Origin of the sequence: Nostoc sp. PCC 7524 (assembly GCF_000316645.1) — a bacterium.
GTDB lineage: Bacteria > Cyanobacteriota > Cyanobacteriia > Cyanobacteriales > Nostocaceae > Trichormus.
Genome location: NC_019684.1, coordinates 679892 through 698836, shown reverse-complemented (window position 1 = coordinate 698836; position 18945 = coordinate 679892). Strand labels below are relative to the sequence as shown.

15 protein-coding genes are annotated in these 18945 nt (G+C 42.2%); 8 read left to right on the top strand and 7 right to left on the bottom strand.

What is annotated here, in order from left to right; translation table 11 throughout:
- Positions 1–260: 260 nt before the first annotated feature.
- The gene (locus tag NOS7524_RS02885; protein WP_015136966.1) at positions 261–722 is read right to left on the bottom strand and encodes a YbhB/YbcL family Raf kinase inhibitor-like protein; all 462 of its coding nucleotides are present in this window, start codon (positions 720–722) and stop codon (positions 261–263) included.
- 168 nt (positions 723–890) lie between these two features.
- Here NOS7524_RS02885 and NOS7524_RS02880 point away from each other — a divergent pair, with 168 nt between their 5' ends.
- The 4 genes from NOS7524_RS02880 (at position 891) to NOS7524_RS28160 (ending at position 4384) form a co-directional block, all read left to right on the top strand.
- Positions 891–3350, top strand: coding sequence for a dynamin-like GTPase family protein (locus tag NOS7524_RS02880; protein WP_041555514.1), 2460 nt, complete (start codon positions 891–893; stop codon positions 3348–3350).
- Positions 3351–3456: 106 nt separating this feature from the next.
- Positions 3457–3837 (top strand): KGK domain-containing protein, encoded by a 381-nt coding sequence (locus tag NOS7524_RS02875; protein ID WP_015136964.1) that lies wholly within the window; start codon positions 3457–3459, stop codon positions 3835–3837.
- 14 nt (positions 3838–3851) lie between these two features.
- A complete protein-coding gene (locus NOS7524_RS02870; protein ID WP_015136963.1) occupies positions 3852–4097 on the top strand; it encodes an HNH endonuclease in 246 nt (81 codons plus the stop codon).
- Between the two features lie 116 nt (positions 4098–4213).
- Positions 4214–4384, top strand: coding sequence for a hypothetical protein (locus tag NOS7524_RS28160; protein WP_327084603.1), 171 nt, complete (start codon positions 4214–4216; stop codon positions 4382–4384).
- 153 nt (positions 4385–4537) lie between these two features.
- Here the strand turns inward: NOS7524_RS28160 and kdpC are convergent, their stop codons facing one another.
- From kdpC to kdpA, 4 genes are read right to left on the bottom strand one after another with little or no spacing between them, the layout of a single operon-like run.
- The gene (kdpC, locus tag NOS7524_RS02865) at positions 4538–5128 is read right to left on the bottom strand and encodes a K(+)-transporting ATPase subunit C (RefSeq protein WP_015136961.1); all 591 of its coding nucleotides are present in this window, start codon (positions 5126–5128) and stop codon (positions 4538–4540) included.
- A complete protein-coding gene (locus tag NOS7524_RS02860) occupies positions 5128–5370 on the bottom strand; it encodes a potassium-transporting ATPase subunit F (protein WP_015136960.1) in 243 nt (80 codons plus the stop codon). The genes kdpC and NOS7524_RS02860 overlap by 1 nt, the downstream gene beginning before the upstream one ends.
- A gap of 19 nt (positions 5371–5389) precedes the next feature.
- A complete protein-coding gene (kdpB, locus tag NOS7524_RS02855; RefSeq protein ID WP_015136959.1) occupies positions 5390–7459 on the bottom strand; it encodes a potassium-transporting ATPase subunit KdpB in 2070 nt (689 codons plus the stop codon).
- A 27-nt stretch (positions 7460–7486) separates the two neighbouring features.
- The gene (kdpA, locus tag NOS7524_RS02850; RefSeq protein ID WP_015136958.1) at positions 7487–9172 is read right to left on the bottom strand and encodes a potassium-transporting ATPase subunit KdpA; all 1686 of its coding nucleotides are present in this window, start codon (positions 9170–9172) and stop codon (positions 7487–7489) included.
- A 588-nt stretch (positions 9173–9760) separates the two neighbouring features.
- Here kdpA and NOS7524_RS02840 point away from each other — a divergent pair.
- Together NOS7524_RS02840 and NOS7524_RS02835 are read left to right on the top strand one after the other, a co-directional pair.
- A complete protein-coding gene (locus NOS7524_RS02840; protein WP_015136957.1) occupies positions 9761–10864 on the top strand; it encodes a sensor histidine kinase in 1104 nt (367 codons plus the stop codon).
- Between the two features lies 1 nt (position 10865).
- Positions 10866–11552: a response regulator transcription factor gene (locus NOS7524_RS02835; RefSeq protein ID WP_015136956.1), complete on the top strand. Its 687-nt coding sequence runs from the start codon at positions 10866–10868 to the stop codon at positions 11550–11552.
- A 98-nt stretch (positions 11553–11650) separates the two neighbouring features.
- On the opposite strand, the gene NOS7524_RS02830 is transcribed toward NOS7524_RS02835, so the two are convergent.
- Positions 11651–14338, bottom strand: coding sequence for a DUF3536 domain-containing protein (locus NOS7524_RS02830; RefSeq protein ID WP_015136955.1), 2688 nt, complete (start codon positions 14336–14338; stop codon positions 11651–11653).
- Between the two features lie 512 nt (positions 14339–14850).
- Between NOS7524_RS02830 and cax the strand changes: the two genes are divergently transcribed.
- Together cax and glpK are read left to right on the top strand one after the other, a co-directional pair.
- Complete coding sequence (gene cax, locus NOS7524_RS02825) at positions 14851–15939, top strand: calcium/proton exchanger (RefSeq protein WP_015136954.1); 1089 nt, start codon at positions 14851–14853, stop codon at positions 15937–15939.
- Between the two features lie 276 nt (positions 15940–16215).
- A complete protein-coding gene (gene glpK, locus NOS7524_RS02820; RefSeq protein ID WP_015136953.1) occupies positions 16216–17733 on the top strand; it encodes a glycerol kinase GlpK in 1518 nt (505 codons plus the stop codon).
- A gap of 182 nt (positions 17734–17915) precedes the next feature.
- Here the strand turns inward: glpK and NOS7524_RS02815 are convergent, their stop codons facing one another.
- Positions 17916–18935 carry a hypothetical protein gene (locus NOS7524_RS02815; protein ID WP_015136952.1) on the bottom strand — a complete coding sequence of 340 codons (1020 nt, stop codon included), beginning with the start codon at positions 18933–18935 and terminating at the stop codon, positions 17916–17918.
- Positions 18936–18945: the final 10 nt, after the last annotated feature.

Genomic DNA, 18945 nt, shown 5'->3' with positions numbered 1-18945 from the left:
AGGGTGTAGGGTGTAGGGAAAACTTGAAAGCCTTACTACACCCTACACCCCACACCCTCTGACTTTTCCACATAACGTGAAAAGTCAGACCCTCTCACACTAATTCACTGAAATCAGAACCATCAGGCTCCAAAATCTTGCATCTATCATTGATTGAGTTACAAAAAAACACAAAAAATCAGGATGAAACTGTTACCTATTACCTATTGCCTATTGCCTATTGCCTACCTCAACTATAAGACTTTTTCAGTAAGCCCTACTTAAGAATGATGTTTTTGATAACGTCCAATTAACTCTGCTTTTGCCAAAATATGACCTGACATAGCAGCTTCTACTTCTTCTTTGGTAGCCCCAAAATCTAGCCCTAAAGTCCCATCGAGAGCATAAAGCTTGAAAAAGTAACGATGAATTCCTTTCGGGGGACAGGGAGGAAAATAACCAAATTGTTCGCCGTCATTTTTACCCTGAATACCACTTCCATCTACCGTAGGTGTATTAGGAATTGCCTCTGGTAAGTTGTTGGTTTGACGAGGTAAATCATAAAGAACCCAATGTACAAAGGTTCTATTTGGTGCATCTGGATCATCGACAATCAGGGCAAAACTTTGTGTTTCTATGGGTGCATCTTCCCACTTTAATGAAGGGGAAATTCCTTCACCTTCGCAAGAAAATTTGAGTGGAATCATGCCATCAGCAGAAAAACTATTACTTAGCAGTCTCATGGTTCTTAAAGTGTGATATTAAAAATGATGATTGTCTGCAATCATCGTAATCCGAGAAAAATTATTTCTCCTCTTTCTAAAGTGGCAATTTATCCCCTATGTAATAATACTGAAGCAAGAGTATAAATGTTTTTATTAAAATATGCTGAAAATGTTATAGGTTATTGTATGCCAGACTTACCTTTTCAGTGTCATAATTTAAAAGAGCAAGTTGAGTCTATATTACAACTTTTACAACAAGAACCATCATTGCGATCGCAAGATATTACCCCTGTACAAACTGCTTTAGGTAAAGCCATTTCTCCCAGGTTTGAAATTGTCTTTGCAGGTGCATTTAGTGCAGGTAAATCCATGTTGATTAATGCCCTATTAGAACGGGAGTTACTCTACAGTGCAGAAGGACACGCCACAGGTACAGAATGCAAAATTGAATATGCACAACTAAATCAAGAACGGGTAGTTTTAACCTTTTTAAGTGAGGCAGAAATTCAAGAACAAGCAGCTGCTTTGTCTCAACAATTAGGATTTAAAACAGCAGCTAATCTGAATCAAACTGAAGTTGTGGGCTTGTTATATCAAGGATGTGAAGCCATCATTCAGCAAGAAGGTGGAGAAAGTAAATCAGAACGCGCTAAACAAGCTAAAGCATTAATATTATTGTTGCAAGGATTTGAGGCTAACCGTCAACATCTTCATACCATCAATAATGCTACCTATTCAATGGAGCAATTTAATTTTTCTAACCTGAAAGAAGCGGCGGGATATGCACGGCGTGGCAGCAATAGCGCAGTTTTAAAACAGATTGAATATTATTGCAATCATCCCCTGTTACAAGATGGTAACGTAATTATTGACACCCCTGGGATTGATGCGCCAGTCGAGAAGGATGCACAGTTAACTTACGCCAAAATTCAACATCCCGATACATCGGCGGTGGTGTGTGTGCTAAAACCTGCGTCGGCTGGGGATATGACGAAGGAAGAAACGGAACTTTTAGAAAAAATGCGGCAGAATGGCGGGATACGCGATCGCGTGTTTTATGTGTTCAACCGCATAGACGAAACTTGGTATAATGCCCAGTTAAGGCAACGACTGGATAATTTAATTAACGGACAGTTCCGCGATCACAGTCGAGTTTATAAAACCAGTGGCTTACTTGGGTTTTACGGAAGTCAGATTAAACAGACAACTGCAAAAGATAGATTTGGCCTAGACTCTATCTTTGCAGATAGTGTGAAAGGTTTCAATGGTCAGGAAGAAACACCACAGTTTGTTTACGCTTTTAATAACTATTGTGTCAACTCTGGCAAACTGAATTCTACTAATTTCCGCATATCCCTTAATGGTTTTGAATCACCAAATGCTAACTATGTGCGGATTTTACATGAACAGGGAACACCACTAATTAATCAGCTAATTCAAGACAGTGGTATTGAGGAATTTCGCACAGCTATCACGCATTATCTGACAGCAGAAAAGCGTCCCCAACTATTTAAAAATCTGGCAGATGACTTAGAAGATATTTGTATTAAGCTGAAAAAACACTATCAATTATGCCACCGCAATTTAGATAGTCAGCCCCGTGAAATCGAGACGATGAAAGCCTATGAATTGCAACGTCTTAATCAACAACTCCAACAAGTGGGTAGAGATTTTAGTCAGCATATTACAGACGAAGTTAACCAAGTAATTAACAATGCTTGTGATGGTTTTGAAGCAGATTTCAAACAATTACAATCGCGGATGATTCGCCGTTTAGATGAGTTGTTAGACACCTTTTCTGTAGCTGATGCCTATCGCCGTGCAACCATGAGTCATCCACGCAATGCTACCGCGCCGTTACTGGCAATTTTAGTCGAGGCGTTTTATTATTTAGCGAATCAATTGGAAGATATTTTAGTAGAAGCTTCCTGTGAACTGATTGCTAATCTTTTCCAAAGGTTAATAGAAAGGGTGCGTAAATCAGATTATTATCGTCAGTTGTATCGTTTGTTAGGTAGTGATGCGGGAATTGAACAAGAGTTAAAAGCTTTAGAAAAACAGGTATCTCAGTCGTTAGTAGATGCAGCGAGTGTAGAGTGCGATCGCTTTGTTCGAGAAAGTCATTTATTCTATGATGAGGGGACTTTTTCTATATATCAATTCCGGCAAACTTTGCTGCAAACTTCCCAAAGTTATGACTGTGAAAGTATGGTAGAAGCGGAACCAGCAATTAGGCAATTGTTGAAGTTAGATTTTGAGCCGAAGGTTTCGCAAACCATCCGCAAAACTTTTCGTCAGACGATTAACCAAATTCTCAAAACTCAATTATTGCCAATGACTGAGACACAATCCGACGAGATTTTACAACAGTATCCCCAAGCGCGAGTTTATTTAGAAAAAACTCTGCAACAAGAGGCTGAGGAGAAAATTGCTAATAATCGGCGTTTACTCGGTGCTGTAGAACAAAAAATTGAAGTTTACAATTTGGCGGTAAGTCATATTAATGGTTGTTTACAAGCAATGCAGTTATATGACCATCTTTTACCTATGATTAATATAGGTGAATTCGATTTGGCTGACGGTATTGCTGCTACTAATGGTGTGATTATCTCAGATGGTTTGTTGGGTGGGTTAGCACAGATTTAGGATTATTGAGTTTATAAAAGTCCGCGCAGGCGGACTTTGTTTGTATAGACGCAACTTCAGTCTTTAAGTAACTGAAATATTAATCAAATTACCTAATTATGTCGTTATGGAAGAGAACTTTAGTTTAAGTAATTGTAGTAATGATGATGCTTTATCTGTGAAAGATAAAGTATTTAAAATACTTCAAATTAAGGAAGCAATTAAAAAATCATTTTCTGGAGAATTGTCTAATGAACTTTACAAAGCCTTAAATAATTGTGGAGTATCTATAGATCCTGGGGGATATTTAGTAGGTAATAAGTTTTATAGATGTAACAATCAATGGTTTAATCAAGGAATAGATTGTGAAATACTAAAGCCTGGTAGTCAAGGTTGGCAAACAGGAAAACTAAAAATTAAAGTCACCTTAGAGTTTATACCTGATCAACCTAATATTCCTGAACCAGAATCACCTCTTGATGACCTCCGTCGTATGATGAACGAGTAATAATTAATTAAATTATGAACAAAACCCCACGGATTCGCATTCCGTCAGAAGTAAGAAAATATGTATTTCACCGTGACAAATACCAATGTCAAAGTTGTGGTAAAACAGGCTTAGAAACTGAACTAACTATTGACCATATTATCCCTTTGGCTCGTGGGGGACAAAATGATATCAGCAACTTGCATACTCTTTGCTTCACCTGTAACCGACGTAAAACTGACAAACCTGATTACCGATTTCGGCAACATTTTGAAACTTAAGCTAGTCTAATATTTGAGATTAACTCTCAGCTTGAGAATTTATGCCGCAAAATCGTTATAGCAATTCCCGAAAGTTCTTGAAATTCAAAACTAAATTTATCTATCTTTTTGTCACAATGGCTACTTTTGTAGTAGCTTTTCCTTGGTTATACGAAATTAAAACAAAAGCTGGCATCAACATATCAAAGAGTCGTCACGCTGGGACGTTTTTTGAGAAACATACAGGCGGACTGTTTCGCTGTGAATGGCTGTATCCTTACCGTTGCGATCGCCCTAAAATGAATTAAGTAGGTCGGCGTAAATAATTATTGTTGGAATAAGGCAGGGGGCAGGGGGCAGGGAGCAGGGGGAGAAAGAGTTTGAGCCTTATTTACTTTTCTTCACATAGTTTGGTTTTATTGCACCGACTTACTTAGATCAGATTCGTCAGCCTTAACAAGCTAAAGATTGGGTTGCAAAGTCTCTAATGCCAGATTTAGTTTTAAAACATTAACTCCAGGTTCGCCAAAAATACTCAGGAATCTACCATCAATGTTTTCGTCTATCAAGCTTTGAATTTGGGACGGGTTAATCTTGCGGGCAGTGGCGACACGTTGCACTTGTGCTTGGGCTGCGGCAATACTAATGTGTGGATCTAAACCGGAGCCAGAAGTATAAACTAAATCGCCAGTCGGTTGAATATTGGCTTGTCGCAACTGTGCTATTTCTAGTTGAATCCGTTTAAGGAGTTCGGGATTGGCGGGTGCAAGGTTGCTGGCTCCCGATACTCCTGTAATGGGGACTTCTGGACTTGTACTATACTCAACTGTACTGGGACGACTCCAGAAATAGCGATCGCTATTAAAAGGCTGACCAATCAATACTGAACCTATAACTTGCCCTTGAGTATTAGTAATTAAGCTGCCGTTAGCCTGGAAAGGCAATGCTATCTGTCCACAAATCAACATAAATAAAGGATAAATTAATGCTGTTAATAACCACAGTGCCAAGGTAGAACGCACAGCTTTATTGAGTTGACGTATGTGACTCATTAGAATTTCTCCGGTTGAAAAATGACAACGAACAAATAAATGCACACACTCACAGTCACCAATCCCAAAAGAGCAAGAGCGTAAGATGCCGTACGTGATATTTCTCCAGGTGTTGCTGCTTGTACTGCTGGCGCGAGTATGACATTAAAACACAGCAGCACAAACAGAGATAGAGGAATACGATTGTGTTTGCTAGCTATAAAGTCAAACACTTCCGAAAAAGCTTGTGGTAAAAATTCCATAATTTAAAGTCCAATGAAACTATGCCAAACCGACAGCCACAATCAAAACATCGATGAATTTAATAGCAATAAAAGGTGCAACCACACCACCCAATCCATATATCAAGATGTTGCGCTGCAAAAGTTGATCTGCTGTGAGTGGTCGAAACTTAACACCAGTCAAAGCTAAGGGAATCAATGCCGGAATAATCAAGGCGTTATAGATTAAAGCTGATAAAACAGCAGATTGGGCGCTGGCTAAACCCATAATGTTGAGACTGCCAACACCAATACCAGCGAAGATGGCAGGAATAATAGCAAAATACTTGGCCACATCATTGGCGATAGAAAAGGTAGTTAGCGCGCCACGGGTAATTAACAGTTGTTTACCAATAGTGACAATATCAATTAACTTGGTAGGGTCAGAATCTAGGTCTACCATATTAGCCGCTTCCTTCGCCGCTTGCGTACCAGAATTCATCGCTACCCCCACATTGGCCTGTGCCAAGGCTGGAGCATCGTTAGTACCATCTCCAGTCATTGCTACCAACTTGCCTTGAGCTTGTTCTTTTTGAATCACCTCCATTTTGTCTTCTGGTGTGGCTTCGGCAATGAAATCATCAACTCCTGCTTCCCCAGCAATTACAGATGCAGTGATGTGGTTATCTCCCGTCAGCATGATGGTTTTAATTCCCATGCGCCGCATTTGGTCAAACCTTTCTTTCATGCCCGGTTTAATAATGTCTTTGAGATAAATAACACCGTAAATCACTTCGTTTTGACAGAGTGCTAGGGGAGTACCACCCAATCTAGAAACTCGTTCAAAAGCAGCATCAAGTTCAGGTGTTAATTGTCCATTACGCGAACGCACAAATCCTTTAATTGCATCCACCGCGCCTTTACGAATTTCCACGCCGTTGGCTAAATCAGTACCACTCATGCGCGTTTTGGCTGAAAATTCAATACCTTCTGCTTGCTTGGGATCAAAATCTAATTCTGCCCCTAATTTTGTTGCTAGCTTGACGATGGATTTTCCTTCTGGTGTTTCATCAAACACACTCGATGCTAAAGCCACCTTTGCCACCTCTTCCACAGAATAACCATTGACGGGAATAAATTCCTCTGCCATACGGTTGCCAAAAGTAATCGTCCCTGTTTTATCTAATACTAAGGTGTTTACATCACCACAGGCTTCCACTGCACGCCCGGAGGTGGCAATGACGTTAAACTGAGCAACTCTATCCATGCCAGCAATCCCAATCGCACTTAATAATCCGCCGATGGTGGTTGGAATCAATGCCACTAGGAGGGCGATTAATACAGCAATGCTTACAGGTGAGTTTACGTAAACTGACACTGTAGGTAGAGTTGCCATAACTACTAAAAATACTTGGGTCAGGACTGCCAATAAAACCGTCAGAGCGATTTCATTGGGAGTTTTACTGCGGGACGCTCCTTCTACTAAGTTAATCATGCGATCGAGAAAGCCTTGTCCGGGGTCAGTGGTAACGCGAATAGTCAGTTCATCGGAGATAATCCGCGTTCCTCCAGTCACGGAACTAGCAATATCTGTCCCTGGTTCTTTCAATACTGGTGCAGATTCTCCCGTAATGGCAGATTCATCCACAGAAGCAACACCTTTAATCACCTCACCATCGGCGGGAATAATATCACCAGCGATTACCTTGATTTGGTCGCCACGTCGTAAGGCTGTAGAACTAACTTCTTGAATAGAACCATCGGGAAGGAGTTTTTTGGCCTTGGCATCGGATTTTGTAGAGCGTAAAGCATCTGCCTGAGCTTTACCTCGTCCTTCAGCCACAGCTTCAGCAAAATTGGCAAACAGAACGGTTAAGAACAGAATTAAGGTAATTAGACCATTAAATAATCTGGGATTGTCACCAGGAGTTGGGCCAAACAGGTTAGGAGCAATGGTCACTAATGCTGTAATCATTGTGCCTAACCAGACGACAAACATCACCGGATTTTTGAGCGTATGACGTGGGTACAATTTAACGAATGCTTGTTGAAACGCACGTCTGTAGAGTCCGGCTTGTTTGACTTTAGGTGTATGTTTGCGTTCTTGTCGTGGTTTGGTAGATAGTTTCATTGGTAGTTATAACTGTGAATTGCTGATTTATCCCACTCTGGCAATCAGGAATGCTTCTGCTATAGGGCCTAAGACAAGTACAGGAAAGAAGGTGAGCGCACCCAGAATCAAAATCACCCCTCCTGTAACTCCCGTGAAGAGTCTGGTATCAGTTCTTAAAGTTCCTGTGGTTGTAGGAACAAGCTGCTTGCGGGACATACTATCTGCCAGTAGCAGTAGGGCAGTAATGGGGATATAACGCCCTGCCAAAATGCTGATACTGGTGCTGAGATTCCACCATAGGGTGTTATCGTTTAGTCCTTCAAAACCAGAACCATTGTTGGCAGCAGCTGAAGCGTATTCGTAAACTACCTGGGAAACTCCATGAAAACCTGGGTTAGTAATGCCTGAGAGTGTATCGGGAAAACCAAAGACTATTGCCCAAGGAATCAGAATAGCAAAGGGATGAACTAATAGAATGACGCTAGCGAGGACAATTTCTTTTTTCTCAATTTTGCGTCCTAAAAATTCTGGTGTGCGTCCCACCATCAACCCAGTTAAAAACACTGCCAAAATTAAATAGATAAATAGATAGGCTGTACCAGTTCCTTGTCCTCCCCAAATAATTTGCAAAAACATATTAAACAGAGTGGCAAACCCTCCTGGTGGCATTAAGGAATCGTGCATTCCATTAACAGCACCACACATGGTTGCAGTAGTCATAACTGCCCATAGTGCTGTTTGCGCCCAACCAAATCGCACTTCTTTGCCTTCTAAATTGGGTTCCTGTTCCCCTAATAAAGAATTAACCAAGGGATTACCCTGAAACTCCCCTACTGCGGCAACACCTACTAAAAAGACAAAGATGACAAAGACCATCCAAAACACTAACCATGCTTGTTTACGGTTATTAGCAAACATCCCATAGGCATAAATCAATGCCGCAGGAATAGAAATCATTGCCCACATTTCTAATAAGTTCGAGAAACCATTGGGATTTTCATAGGGATGGGCTGAGTTAATGCCAAAAAAGCCACCCCCGTTTTCTCCTAGTTGTTTAATAATTTCAAAATGGGCAACTGGGCCACGGGCAATTACTTGAGTTGCACCTTCTAGGGTGGTGGCTGTGGCTGGGCTTGCTAAGGTTTCTGGTACACCTGCCAAAATTAACAACAATCCCCCAATAATAGATATGGGTAGCAAAATTCGTGTGATTGACCTAATCAAGTCAGTGTAAAAGTTGCCCAATGGTCTACCAGTTAAACCGCGAATAAAGGCGATTCCTACTGCCAAACCCGTGGCTGCTGAGGTAAACATCAAAAAACCAAGGGCGAAAACTTGACTGGCATAGCTAAAAGTTGTCTCACCAGAGTAGTGCTGTTGGTTTGTATTGGTAACAAAGGAAATAGTGGTGTGTAGGGCTAAATCCCAACTAGGCGCATTTAAGTTTGTGGGATTAAGTGGTAGCCATCCCTGAACCATCAGGATGAAATAAACTAAAATCACCATAATCAGGTTGCTATACAGCACTGCTTTGGCATACTGCCAACCTGTCATTTCCTCTTGATAACGTATGCCACTAAAGGCATAAATAACTCTTTCTAGGGGATTAATTACTGCATCCAATAATGTTTTTTCTCCCATGAAAACACGAAATATATATTTACCTAGTAAGGGTGTAGTTGCTATGACGATGAGTAGCGTTAAAGCAATTTGTATCCATCCTTGTAACATGAATTTCAAAAAACTCCTAATATATATTTGTTGATTTTTTAATCAAACATTTTGGTGGTGAATAATGAACTGAATGCCTTTTATTTAGGGCAAAATTGAGCATAGGGACTAAGGCTGAATTTAGAGCAACAGCTAGTATATAATCCCCATGCCAAATGGTGGGTTCTGCGCTGACTAGTATGACTTGCTGCTCTCTGAGAATGCCGATAATTACGCATTTTTCTGGTAATTGTAAGCTAGTTAAAGCTTTGCCACAATGGCAGCTACAACTGGATATTCGCACACTGGTTAAACCGAATTTCATAAATGAATTTCTGCAATTTAAAGCCAAAAATTCTTGTTTTTGAGTAATAACTTTTATAGTGAATTAATTTATCAGAAAAAACAAGTATCAGAAGGATATAAATAAGGGTTTGTTTTTGATATTAATATTAAACTATTAATATATATGCGTGTTTATCATGTTTATAAACTATCTATATCAAACATTTATTTGCGGATAAACACTTTAGAATAATTGAAGATTATGCTAAATTAAGAGAATATCTATATTAACTGACTTAATGCTGAATAGCCGTTACATCTTAAATGGTAGATTCCCCAGGCAGATTACCTAATAAAAAAACACCAAGAGGCAGTTCTTTGCTGATTGTCAGTCTATTTATAGTTTTATTATTTTTGGAATACTCTACACCAACTGAATATGTGTTTGGCTATCTTTACACGGGTCCAATTCTATTAACAAACTCCTGGTTAGGTAGGCGTGCCACCTTTCAAGCTACATTCGTTGCTGTTTGCTTAATCATGCTGAATCTTATACTTCCAGGAGGTGAGGTGATTAAGTTTTCTACAGTTGCTAGTAGAGTAATCGCTGCGATCGCCTTGATTGTTACTGGGGTTTTGAGCGATCGCCTGCGTCGTTCCCAAGAAGCGATCGCCACCACCCGTGCTAAACTGGCAGCTCAAGAGGAATTGTCCAGGGTGCGCGAAGACTTTGCTTCTACCATCACCCATGATTTGAAAACGCCCCTTTTAGGAGCAATTGAAACTCTCAAAGCTTTTGAACAAGAAAAATTTGGTGCTGTCTTACCAACACAGCAAAAAGTTATAGCTACAATGATGCGTAGTCATCAAACTTCCCTACAATTGCTAGACACATTGTTAGATATTTATCGTAATGATACGGAAGGCTTGAAACTAGACTTAGCACCTGTAAATTTAGCTACCTTAGCCGAAGAAGCAACTGGAACTCTCAGGGAGTTAGCAGCCAGCCGTCGCGTTTATCTTTCACTTAATTATGGTGATTCTGATTGGCAGCGCACGCTGTGGGTTAAAGGTGATGCACTACAACTTCAACGAGTTTTTACTAATCTTGTGGTTAATGCTATTTATCATTCCCGGCGTGGTGAACGTGTGGAAGTGGTATTAGGAACACAAGCTGACTTTCAAGTGGTGAAAATTTTAGATACCGGTGCAGGTATTCAGCCCGAACAATTTTCCCATTTATTTGAACGATTTTACCAGGGGCATAGCAACCGCCAAGCCAAAGGCTCTGGATTAGGGCTTTACCTGTCTCGGCAAATTATTGAAGCCCACGGCGGTATAATTTGGGCAGAGAACAAATTACCCATCGGTGCCATGTTTGCTTTCAAGCTCCCTGTTTACCCGTTTTCATCTTCTCTAACTGCGTGAGATGCCATCTACCCCGATTAAAATTCTTCTAGTTGAGGATGATGAACTCTTCCGCTTAGGCTTGCGTGTGCGATTGCAACAAGAGACGGGATTAGAGATTATTGCTGAAGCTGAAGATGGTGAAACAGCTATTGAATTAGTCAATCAAAATCCTCTCGATGTAGTGCTGTTAGATGTAGGATTGCCAGGAATTGGAGGCATTGAGACTTGTAAACAAATTAAGCAGCAAAATCCCCAGTTGCCCATCTTAGTTTTGACTTCCCATTCGCAAACATCTTTAATTGCACGGTTAATTGAAGCAGGCGCTCAGGGCTATTGTCTCAAAGGAGTGGCGGCGGAAAAATTGGTATTAGCACTTCGTTCCGTAGCAGCTGGAGCCTCCTGGTGGGATGAAACGGCAACTAAAGAAATTCGTGCCACTTTTGTATCTAATTCTGGCCAATTTGACTCAAAAAATCTCTCAAAACCCTCCCATCCACTCACCGAACGTGAACAAGAAATTTTGTCATTGCTAGCAGCCGGAAAAACTAACCAAGAAATTGCCCTCGCACTCTACATTACACCAGGAACAGTCCGAGTGCATGTCCATGCAATTTTGCAGAAATTAGGAGTAGGCGATCGCGCTCAAGCTGTCGTTGTTGCTTTACAAAAACGCCTAATTAAAAGCGACTTGATTGTAGAAGAGTAGCATCTGCGATCGCACTAAATTGATATACTAATAATTTCAATCAAAAGCCAGACGTTTTACCAATCAAACGTCTGGCTGAAGCTAGGTATATAAAACTGCTACCCGATTTGACTCAAAATCTTACTTACATCAACCTTCAACTTCTGCCCCAATTTCAGCAACTGAAGGCACTGATTAGTACCCTCTTGATGAGCTTGAGTAGTCAGACACAAGGGCATGATTTGACTGTATAAACAGCTAAAGTATAGTTCCTGAGACTGGTGTAAGGAAACACTAATATCTAGCTGATATGTCACATCAATTAATCGTTCTAGACATTGAATATCTGTAGCAAAACTACCATTACTATCGTGCAGCAATCTCCACAGTAAGCGCAAAATTACCTGTTCTAGTATTTGCTTACCTTCAGGAATATTTAAGCGACAACGCAGATGTTTAGCTTCAGTGGCGATCGCCTCCAATTCTACTATGTCATTCCAAATCAATGACGGCTCGGTAATATCTTGCTCTAGCGATCGCAATGTTGTCATACACCGATACCCTAAAGCAATCTCGGCTGCTACTTGCAACTCCTGCGGTACTGGTAATTCATCGCGGTGAAACGCCATGATTACGCCATAATTATCGCGGTAGGCTTGGGTATAGAGTTGGTCTAACCGTGTTAGGGTTTCATGACTAAGTAACCGCATGATGCGGTGGCGTTCCTCAGCAAACAGAGTTTGTAAGTTATAAGCTTCCCCACTAAAGAGTTGTGTCATCGCTAAGATAGTTTGGGCGGCACTAGCCTGTTGCAGCGAAGTAAACAACTTGTCTTTCAATTGGCTGTAATCGCGTCTACCTGTAAATAGTTGAATGCCGCAGTGGAAATCCCAGCCACCTAAATGCAGCACTGCAAACACTAAATTCTCACTTTCCCAAGTAATATCAGACACTAGCTTTAAATTTCCCACTGCCAGGGTTAATGCTCCCATCCGTTGCAATTGGTAATCAATGTCATTGACGGTATAGCAATAAATCTGCTTGTGATGCTTACCGGGGGCTGATCCCTGCCCATGAAATAAGGAAGAAATCGCATAATGGGCAGCCACTTGTTTAAAACTAATCTGGGCAGTTTGCACCAGTTGGCGATAAACTTCTGCGCCATGTTTAAAAGTCTCAACATTACTGGGGGCTAAACCCAAGCGTTTGAGGAAACTTTTTTCTAGTTGCACACCCGCCACATCTCCCGCTAGTTCCAAAGCACGGGCGGCGTAACGGAGAATCTGTGTACCCTCTGGGCGGGAAAGTTCTTCAAAAAACCAACCGCAACTGGTAAACATCAACAAACTATGACGCTGCATTTCCAACAAGCGCAAAGCGTCTACCTGTTCGGCGGCGGTGAGTTTGTGGTTTTGATGCCGAGATAGAAAACGGCTGACATTGGCAGAGGAGCGATCGCCTATGATTTGAATATACTCATCCCGTGCTAGCCAGGGATCACGAAACAACTGTTGACCATATTCTTCATAAACTGTCACCAATTGATCCCTTAGCCAATTTAAAGCATTTCGCAATGGCCGCCGCCATTTTTGATGCCATACCCCACCTTCGCCACCGCAACCACAGTCATCTTGCCATCTGTCTACACCGTGGGCGCAACTCCAGGCTGTCACAGGTTTTAACTCTACTTCCCAAGCTGGAGGACTTAAGCTGAGGTAGTGAGCAAAGTTTGTCACCGTCCAATCATGGTGGGGAAACTCTTTGATAAAGGCGTAGGCGAGGGTTTTTTCTGTTCCCTTCTTATGGTGTCCGAAGGTTTCCCCATCTGTAGCCACAGAAATTAATTGTGACTGACGGTGATCCCCGCGTACAGCTGAACCTATGCGTCCTGCAAAGTGGTGGGAATTATAAACCACATCACTAAAGCCCATGTCTCGTGAAATGGGGCCGTCGTAAAAGAAGATATCAATATAGGGTAATGCTTGCAAGGATACAGGATCGGTGTCTGCGATCGCGCCATCTTTAATGCTACTGAGTGGGGAAGATGCAGTGTTGAGGGTGGACTTCAAATAGCAACGATAGGGACGGGTGGGATCAATCTGACTACCGCCAACTTCGTGCCATTCCGGTTGGGGATCATCTGAATTTGGCAAAGGACGGCAACGCTGGGCTTGAGATGGTGCTAAGACAATAAACCGAATGCCCTCAGCCACCAAAGCCTTGAGAGTGGCAGCATCTACAGCCGTTTCCGCCAACCACATTCCTTCGGGATCACGACCAAAACGCCTGCGGAAGTCTTCCTTACCCCAGCGAATTTGGGTGTGTTGATCACGTTCGTTAGCCAGAGGCATGATGATGTGATTATATACTTGCGCGATCGCATTCCCATGACCATGCAAACGCTGACAACTTTTCGCGTCCGCCTCCAAAATTCGTTGATAAACCTCGACATCGTAGCGTTCTAGCCATGACATCAGCGTGGGGCCGATGTTAAAGCTCATATATTCGTAATTATTCACGATCCCCATGACTTCGCCTTGGTCATTTAAGATTCTGGCGAAAGCATTCGGACGATAGCATTCCCAGTGAATGCGCTCATTCCAATCATGGAAAGGTGCAGCACTCGGTTGACGTTCTATCGCATCCAAATAGGGATTTTCTCGTGGTGGTTGGTAAAAGTGACCATGCACGGTGACATATACCCCTGTAGCTTTACTCAGGGAATCACTTTGATGAGTCTCTTTGACAGTTAAATGTGATGTTGATGTTGAGCCAGAACTAGCTGGCAGTTCAGCAGCAGAAGTCATGTATATTTATCCAAAAACAAAAACTTACACTTATGCCGGAAACATCGAATTTACAACTTTCTACAGAAGTTTAAAAGCAACATCCGGTATAAACAAAAACGATGGTGATGGGTGACAGCTCAATTACAAAGCCAGTAGTTTTATTATGATAGTAAATCTGCGTTATTGCACAGCTGTTTCCCAAAGCTCACGAAACCATCAGCCATTAAACAACGCCTCAGTTAGCTTCTTTAGTTGGCAGAGCCAATCAAAGATTTAATTATCTTTTAATTATTAAACCCCATTTTTACGCTAAAATTGCATTTCTAATTGATAGTTTTGCTACAAAAAATTGCGAAAGGTAAACAAATTGCAATCATACTTTACATAATTGTCATTAAAGCTATGAACAGTATAATTCCTGAGTAAGTTTATGGAAAGTTAAGAGTATTTTAGAGTCTAGTTGTACATTGTTTGTATATTTTGATTCGGCACAGATATCTGTGAATCATATTCTCAACTAAAAGTTACAAATGTCAGGCAAAAACATTCTTTTTCTGTTTCTGTTACTCTTTATCCCCATTTCCTTAGCCGCCCATTTTCTAGAGTGGGGAGAGTTAGTCGTTTTCATCACCGCCGGTTTAGCTATTCTGCCCCTAGCGGCGTGGATGGGTACCGCGACAGAAGAAATTGCTGTGGTGGTAGGGCCAAGCTTAGGGGGATTGTTAAACGCCACCTTTGGCAATGCGACAGAACTGATCATTGCTTTAGTAGCTTTGAAAGGTGGGCTAGTGAATGTCGTCAAGGCCAGTATTACCGGCTCGATTATCGGTAACTTACTGCTGGTAATGGGTCTTGCTATGCTTTTGGGGGGACTGCGCTATAAAGAACAGACATTTCAGCCGATTGTGGCGCGGGTAAATGCTTCTGTGATGAATTTAGCGGTAATTGCGATTTTGCTACCCACAGCCATGAACTATACCGCTAAGGGAATCGGAGAAGAAGTTTTACAATATTTATCCCTGGCTGTGGCAGTGGTATTAATTTTGGTTTACGCCCTAACGCTACTATTTTCCATGAAAACCCACGCCTATTTATATGATGTGGGTATAGCAGAAACCGAAGCAGACGAAACTCATACCAAGCCCAATATTTGGTTATGGAGTGGTGTACTGTTAGTATGTACCCTGTTTGTGGCGTTAGAGTCAGAATTATTGGTTGATTCTTTAGAAGTGGCTACCTCCCAGCTAGGTTTGACCGCACTGTTTACCGGGGTAATCTTGGTTCCCATTATTGGCAATGCAGCCGAACACGCCACAGCCGTCACTGTAGCCATGAAAGATAAAATGGATCTTTCTTTGTCTGTGGCTGTGGGTTCAAGTATGCAGATTGCCTTATTTGTCGCCCCCGTGTTAGTCATTGCTGGGTGGATATTCGGTCAACCAATGGATTTAGATTTCCAGCCTTTTGAATTAGTAGCTGTAGTTGTAGCGGTGTTAATTGCTAATAGTATTAGTTCTGATGGTAAGTCCAATTGGTTAGAAGGCACTTTGCTATTAGCTGCCTATACAGTATTAGGTTTTGCCTTTTACTTTCACCCAGTTATCGATGGTATTGGTTAGTTTAGTACAAGGGTGTAGGGAGAGCATCAATTAGCGATCGCACCCCCACACCCTACAAAAAATGCGATATTACTATCAACCTCCCAAATCTTAGGAGGTTAAAAGACGTATGAGGTACAAAACTTATTGGTTTTGTACCTCATACTTGGGGGCTTTACGCATCACGCTTCGTAACTTCCAGTTTGTAGTAAGGACTTTAGTCCTGTTCATCCCGTCTATAAGCGAATTTATTGCTGACTACAAACTAAGATTTTATTGTGATGTTAATCAGGGTTTATGCAGACATTGGGTAGCACAAAATCATCCGGCTATATCCTAGCGTTAGATTTAGGTACAACAGGCAACCGCGCTTTTATCTTTAACGCCGATGGTAAGATTATCGGGCAGGCATATAAAGAACTCACACAATACTATCCCCAGCCCGGATGGTTGGAACATGACCCGGAAGTTATTTGGCAGGATACCTGTTGGGTGATGCAAACTGCCATGTCTAACGCCCAAATCAACCCATCGGAAATTGCAGCCATTGGTTTAACTGTACAACGAGAAACCTGTCTACTCTGGGATAAAACCACAGGTAAGCCATTACATAATGCTATTGTCTGGCAAGACCGCCGCACTGCTCCCCTGTGTCACCAATTACAACAGCAAGGTTACGCTCAGGAAATATACGATCGCACTGGGTTAGTAATCGATGCTTATTTTTCTGCAACTAAACTCAGATGGCTTTTAGACAAGATTACAGGCGTTGATTTAAACAATATCCTCGCTGGTACAATTGATACTTGGGTGCTGTGGCAACTCACAGGCGGAAAAGTCCACGCCACCGACCACAGCAACGCTAGCCGCACCATGTTAATGAATCTCACAACCTGCAAGTGGGATGAGAGATTATTAGATATTTTCCAAATTCCGGCGCATATCTTACCGACAATTCAACCCAGTTTAGGAGAATTTGGCGTTACTGATACCGAGTTAATCGGTGCGGCTATCCCCATTACAGCTATTTTAGGTGATCAGCAAGCGGCTTTATTTGGTCACGGCTGCGATCGCCCCGGTTTGATGAAATGTACTTACGGCACTGGTAGCTTTTTGGTGGCTCATACTGGTAGTAATATTGTGCGTTCCCAAAATCAACTGATTTCTACAGTGGCATGGACACAAGCCAATGACAGCAATAACTTAGATGTTGGCTATGCCCTAGAAGGCAGTATGTTTACCAGTGGCGCTTGTATCCAATGGTTGCGTGATGGCATCAAGTTAATCAAAACTGCGGCGGAAACTGAAACCATGGCCGAGCAAGTTCCTGATAATGGTGGAGTCTACTTTGTCCCTGCCTTGAGCGGACTAGGCGCACCTTATTGGGACATGAGCGCCAGAGGAGCATTTTTTGGGATTACGGCTGGTGTGCAACCCCAGCATCTAGTCAGGGCTGTATTAGAAGCGATCGCCTATCAAGTCAGAGAAATAGTACAAGCAATCAACACTTCTAGTAGCAATCCCATGCAGCGTTTAATTGTAGACGGTGGCGCTTGTGAGAACAATTTTCTCATGCAGTTGCAAGCCGATGTCTTAGGCATTCCCGTAGAACGCCCTACCATGCGCGATACAACCGTACAAGGTGCAGCCTTTGCCGCAGGTATTGCCATCGGATTTTGGGATAGTTATCCACAACTGGTAAACCAACGCCAAATTGATCGCATATTTGAGCCAGGAAAAGAAAGCGATCGCGCCACAGCCAACTTCACCACCTGGCAGAAAGCCGTTAAACGCTCTCTGGCGTGGGAGGAGTAGGGAGTAGGGGGGCAGAGGGGCAGAGGGGCAGAGGAAGCAGGGGAGGATGTAGCATCAGCTTCTCTTACGATGGCGTAAGCCTACCCGCAGGGTGGGAGTGAGGGGAGACAAGGGAGACAAGGTAGACAAGGGAGACAAGGTAGAAGTTTTTGCCTAGTCCCCAATCCCCAGTCCCCAATCCCCTACCCCGATTTAGCTGCTAACTTCAAATCCAAGGTATAAAAGCCAACTTTGTTTGGGATTCTGGCGAATCTCCCTATACGATAGCCACGAGATAATTCATTGAGTACCTTGCTCTTGACTTCTTTGACTTCTTCTTCATCTAGTTCTCCATAAAGTCCAGTGATCACTTCAGCAACGCTAAAGACTGTGCCTGGATTTTGTTTAAAGAAGACAGTCAACGCATCAATCAAAAATTGCCCTTCATAAGCTTCGAGCATGGGTATGACATTCGTACTCGGCACTACTACAGATTTCTTCTTCTTACTTCTGCCGTGTTGAGAGTACCTATGAGTACGATTAGAAGTTACCAAACTTAAATCTAAGGTGTAACAACCGGGTTCGTCAGGGATGCCAAACCAAGCTTGTCTTTCTCTACCTTGGGTGAGAGAAGACTGAACTCTGCCTTTGACGACTTTGAAAACAAATGGTTCTAACTCACCATACAGCGATCGCACAATGAAATCTATATGGCAGACAACACCAATATGTTCTCGCAATAACCGAGCGATCGCATCCATCCGAGACAGAGATTGATACTGGGGTAACATCGGAATGTCAACGCCTTTAATAGTTTCCGGCGTGATCTCGGATAAATCGGGTGTGGAAGGCTCGTCGGTATCTATAACCGTAGTAGCAGAATCCTCTATTTCCAAGGAGTCTGCGCTTTCGATGTCAGATTGGCGCAACTCTGACGCATCAATCTGTGAGAAAGAAGCACTATCAGATGTAGATAGCACAGAGTCATCTTGAGGAGATGGGGATAATTGCGGCGTTACTTTAACTGCGGGAATTTGGTTTTTTGGGTCTGAATCAGAAGACCAGCTAGATAATAAAGCTTGTACATGATCCAGCTGCGATCGCGCCTGTGTATATAAACTTTCGTACTCTTCTACCAAACCTGCATAGTAGTCTCTAAGTTCTAACAAGGGAGAGAGAAAGTCTTGGGGAGGGGGTTCTAAATGCAATTGAGGATTCATCATGTAGTTTCAA

Bases quoted from the DNA above. Each gene is read 5' to 3' on its own strand.
- NOS7524_RS02830 (WP_015136955.1), bottom strand. From the start codon at position 14,338: ATGACTTCTGCTGCTGAACTGCCAGCTAGTTCTGGCTCAACATCAACA.
- NOS7524_RS02870 (WP_015136963.1), top strand. From the start codon at position 3,852: ATGAACAAAACCCCACGGATTCGCATTCCGTCAGAAGTAAGAAAATAT.
- NOS7524_RS02860 (WP_015136960.1), bottom strand. From the start codon at position 5,370: ATGGAATTTTTACCACAAGCTTTTTCGGAAGTGTTTGACTTTATAGCT.
- NOS7524_RS02875 (WP_015136964.1), top strand. From the start codon at position 3,457: ATGGAAGAGAACTTTAGTTTAAGTAATTGTAGTAATGATGATGCTTTA.
- NOS7524_RS02835 (WP_015136956.1), top strand. From the start codon at position 10,866: ATGCCATCTACCCCGATTAAAATTCTTCTAGTTGAGGATGATGAACTC.
- glpK (WP_015136953.1), top strand. From the start codon at position 16,216: ATGCAGACATTGGGTAGCACAAAATCATCCGGCTATATCCTAGCGTTA.
- kdpB (WP_015136959.1), bottom strand. From the start codon at position 7,459: ATGAAACTATCTACCAAACCACGACAAGAACGCAAACATACACCTAAA.
- kdpA (WP_015136958.1), bottom strand. From the start codon at position 9,172: ATGTTACAAGGATGGATACAAATTGCTTTAACGCTACTCATCGTCATA.
- NOS7524_RS02880 (WP_041555514.1), top strand. From the start codon at position 891: ATGCCAGACTTACCTTTTCAGTGTCATAATTTAAAAGAGCAAGTTGAG.
- NOS7524_RS28160 (WP_327084603.1), top strand. From the start codon at position 4,214: ATGGCTACTTTTGTAGTAGCTTTTCCTTGGTTATACGAAATTAAAACA.
- NOS7524_RS02840 (WP_015136957.1), top strand. From the start codon at position 9,761: ATGGTAGATTCCCCAGGCAGATTACCTAATAAAAAAACACCAAGAGGC.
- NOS7524_RS02815 (WP_015136952.1), bottom strand. From the start codon at position 18,935: ATGATGAATCCTCAATTGCATTTAGAACCCCCTCCCCAAGACTTTCTC.
- cax (WP_015136954.1), top strand. From the start codon at position 14,851: ATGTCAGGCAAAAACATTCTTTTTCTGTTTCTGTTACTCTTTATCCCC.
- kdpC (WP_015136961.1), bottom strand. From the start codon at position 5,128: ATGAGTCACATACGTCAACTCAATAAAGCTGTGCGTTCTACCTTGGCA.
- NOS7524_RS02885 (WP_015136966.1), bottom strand. From the start codon at position 722: ATGAGACTGCTAAGTAATAGTTTTTCTGCTGATGGCATGATTCCACTC.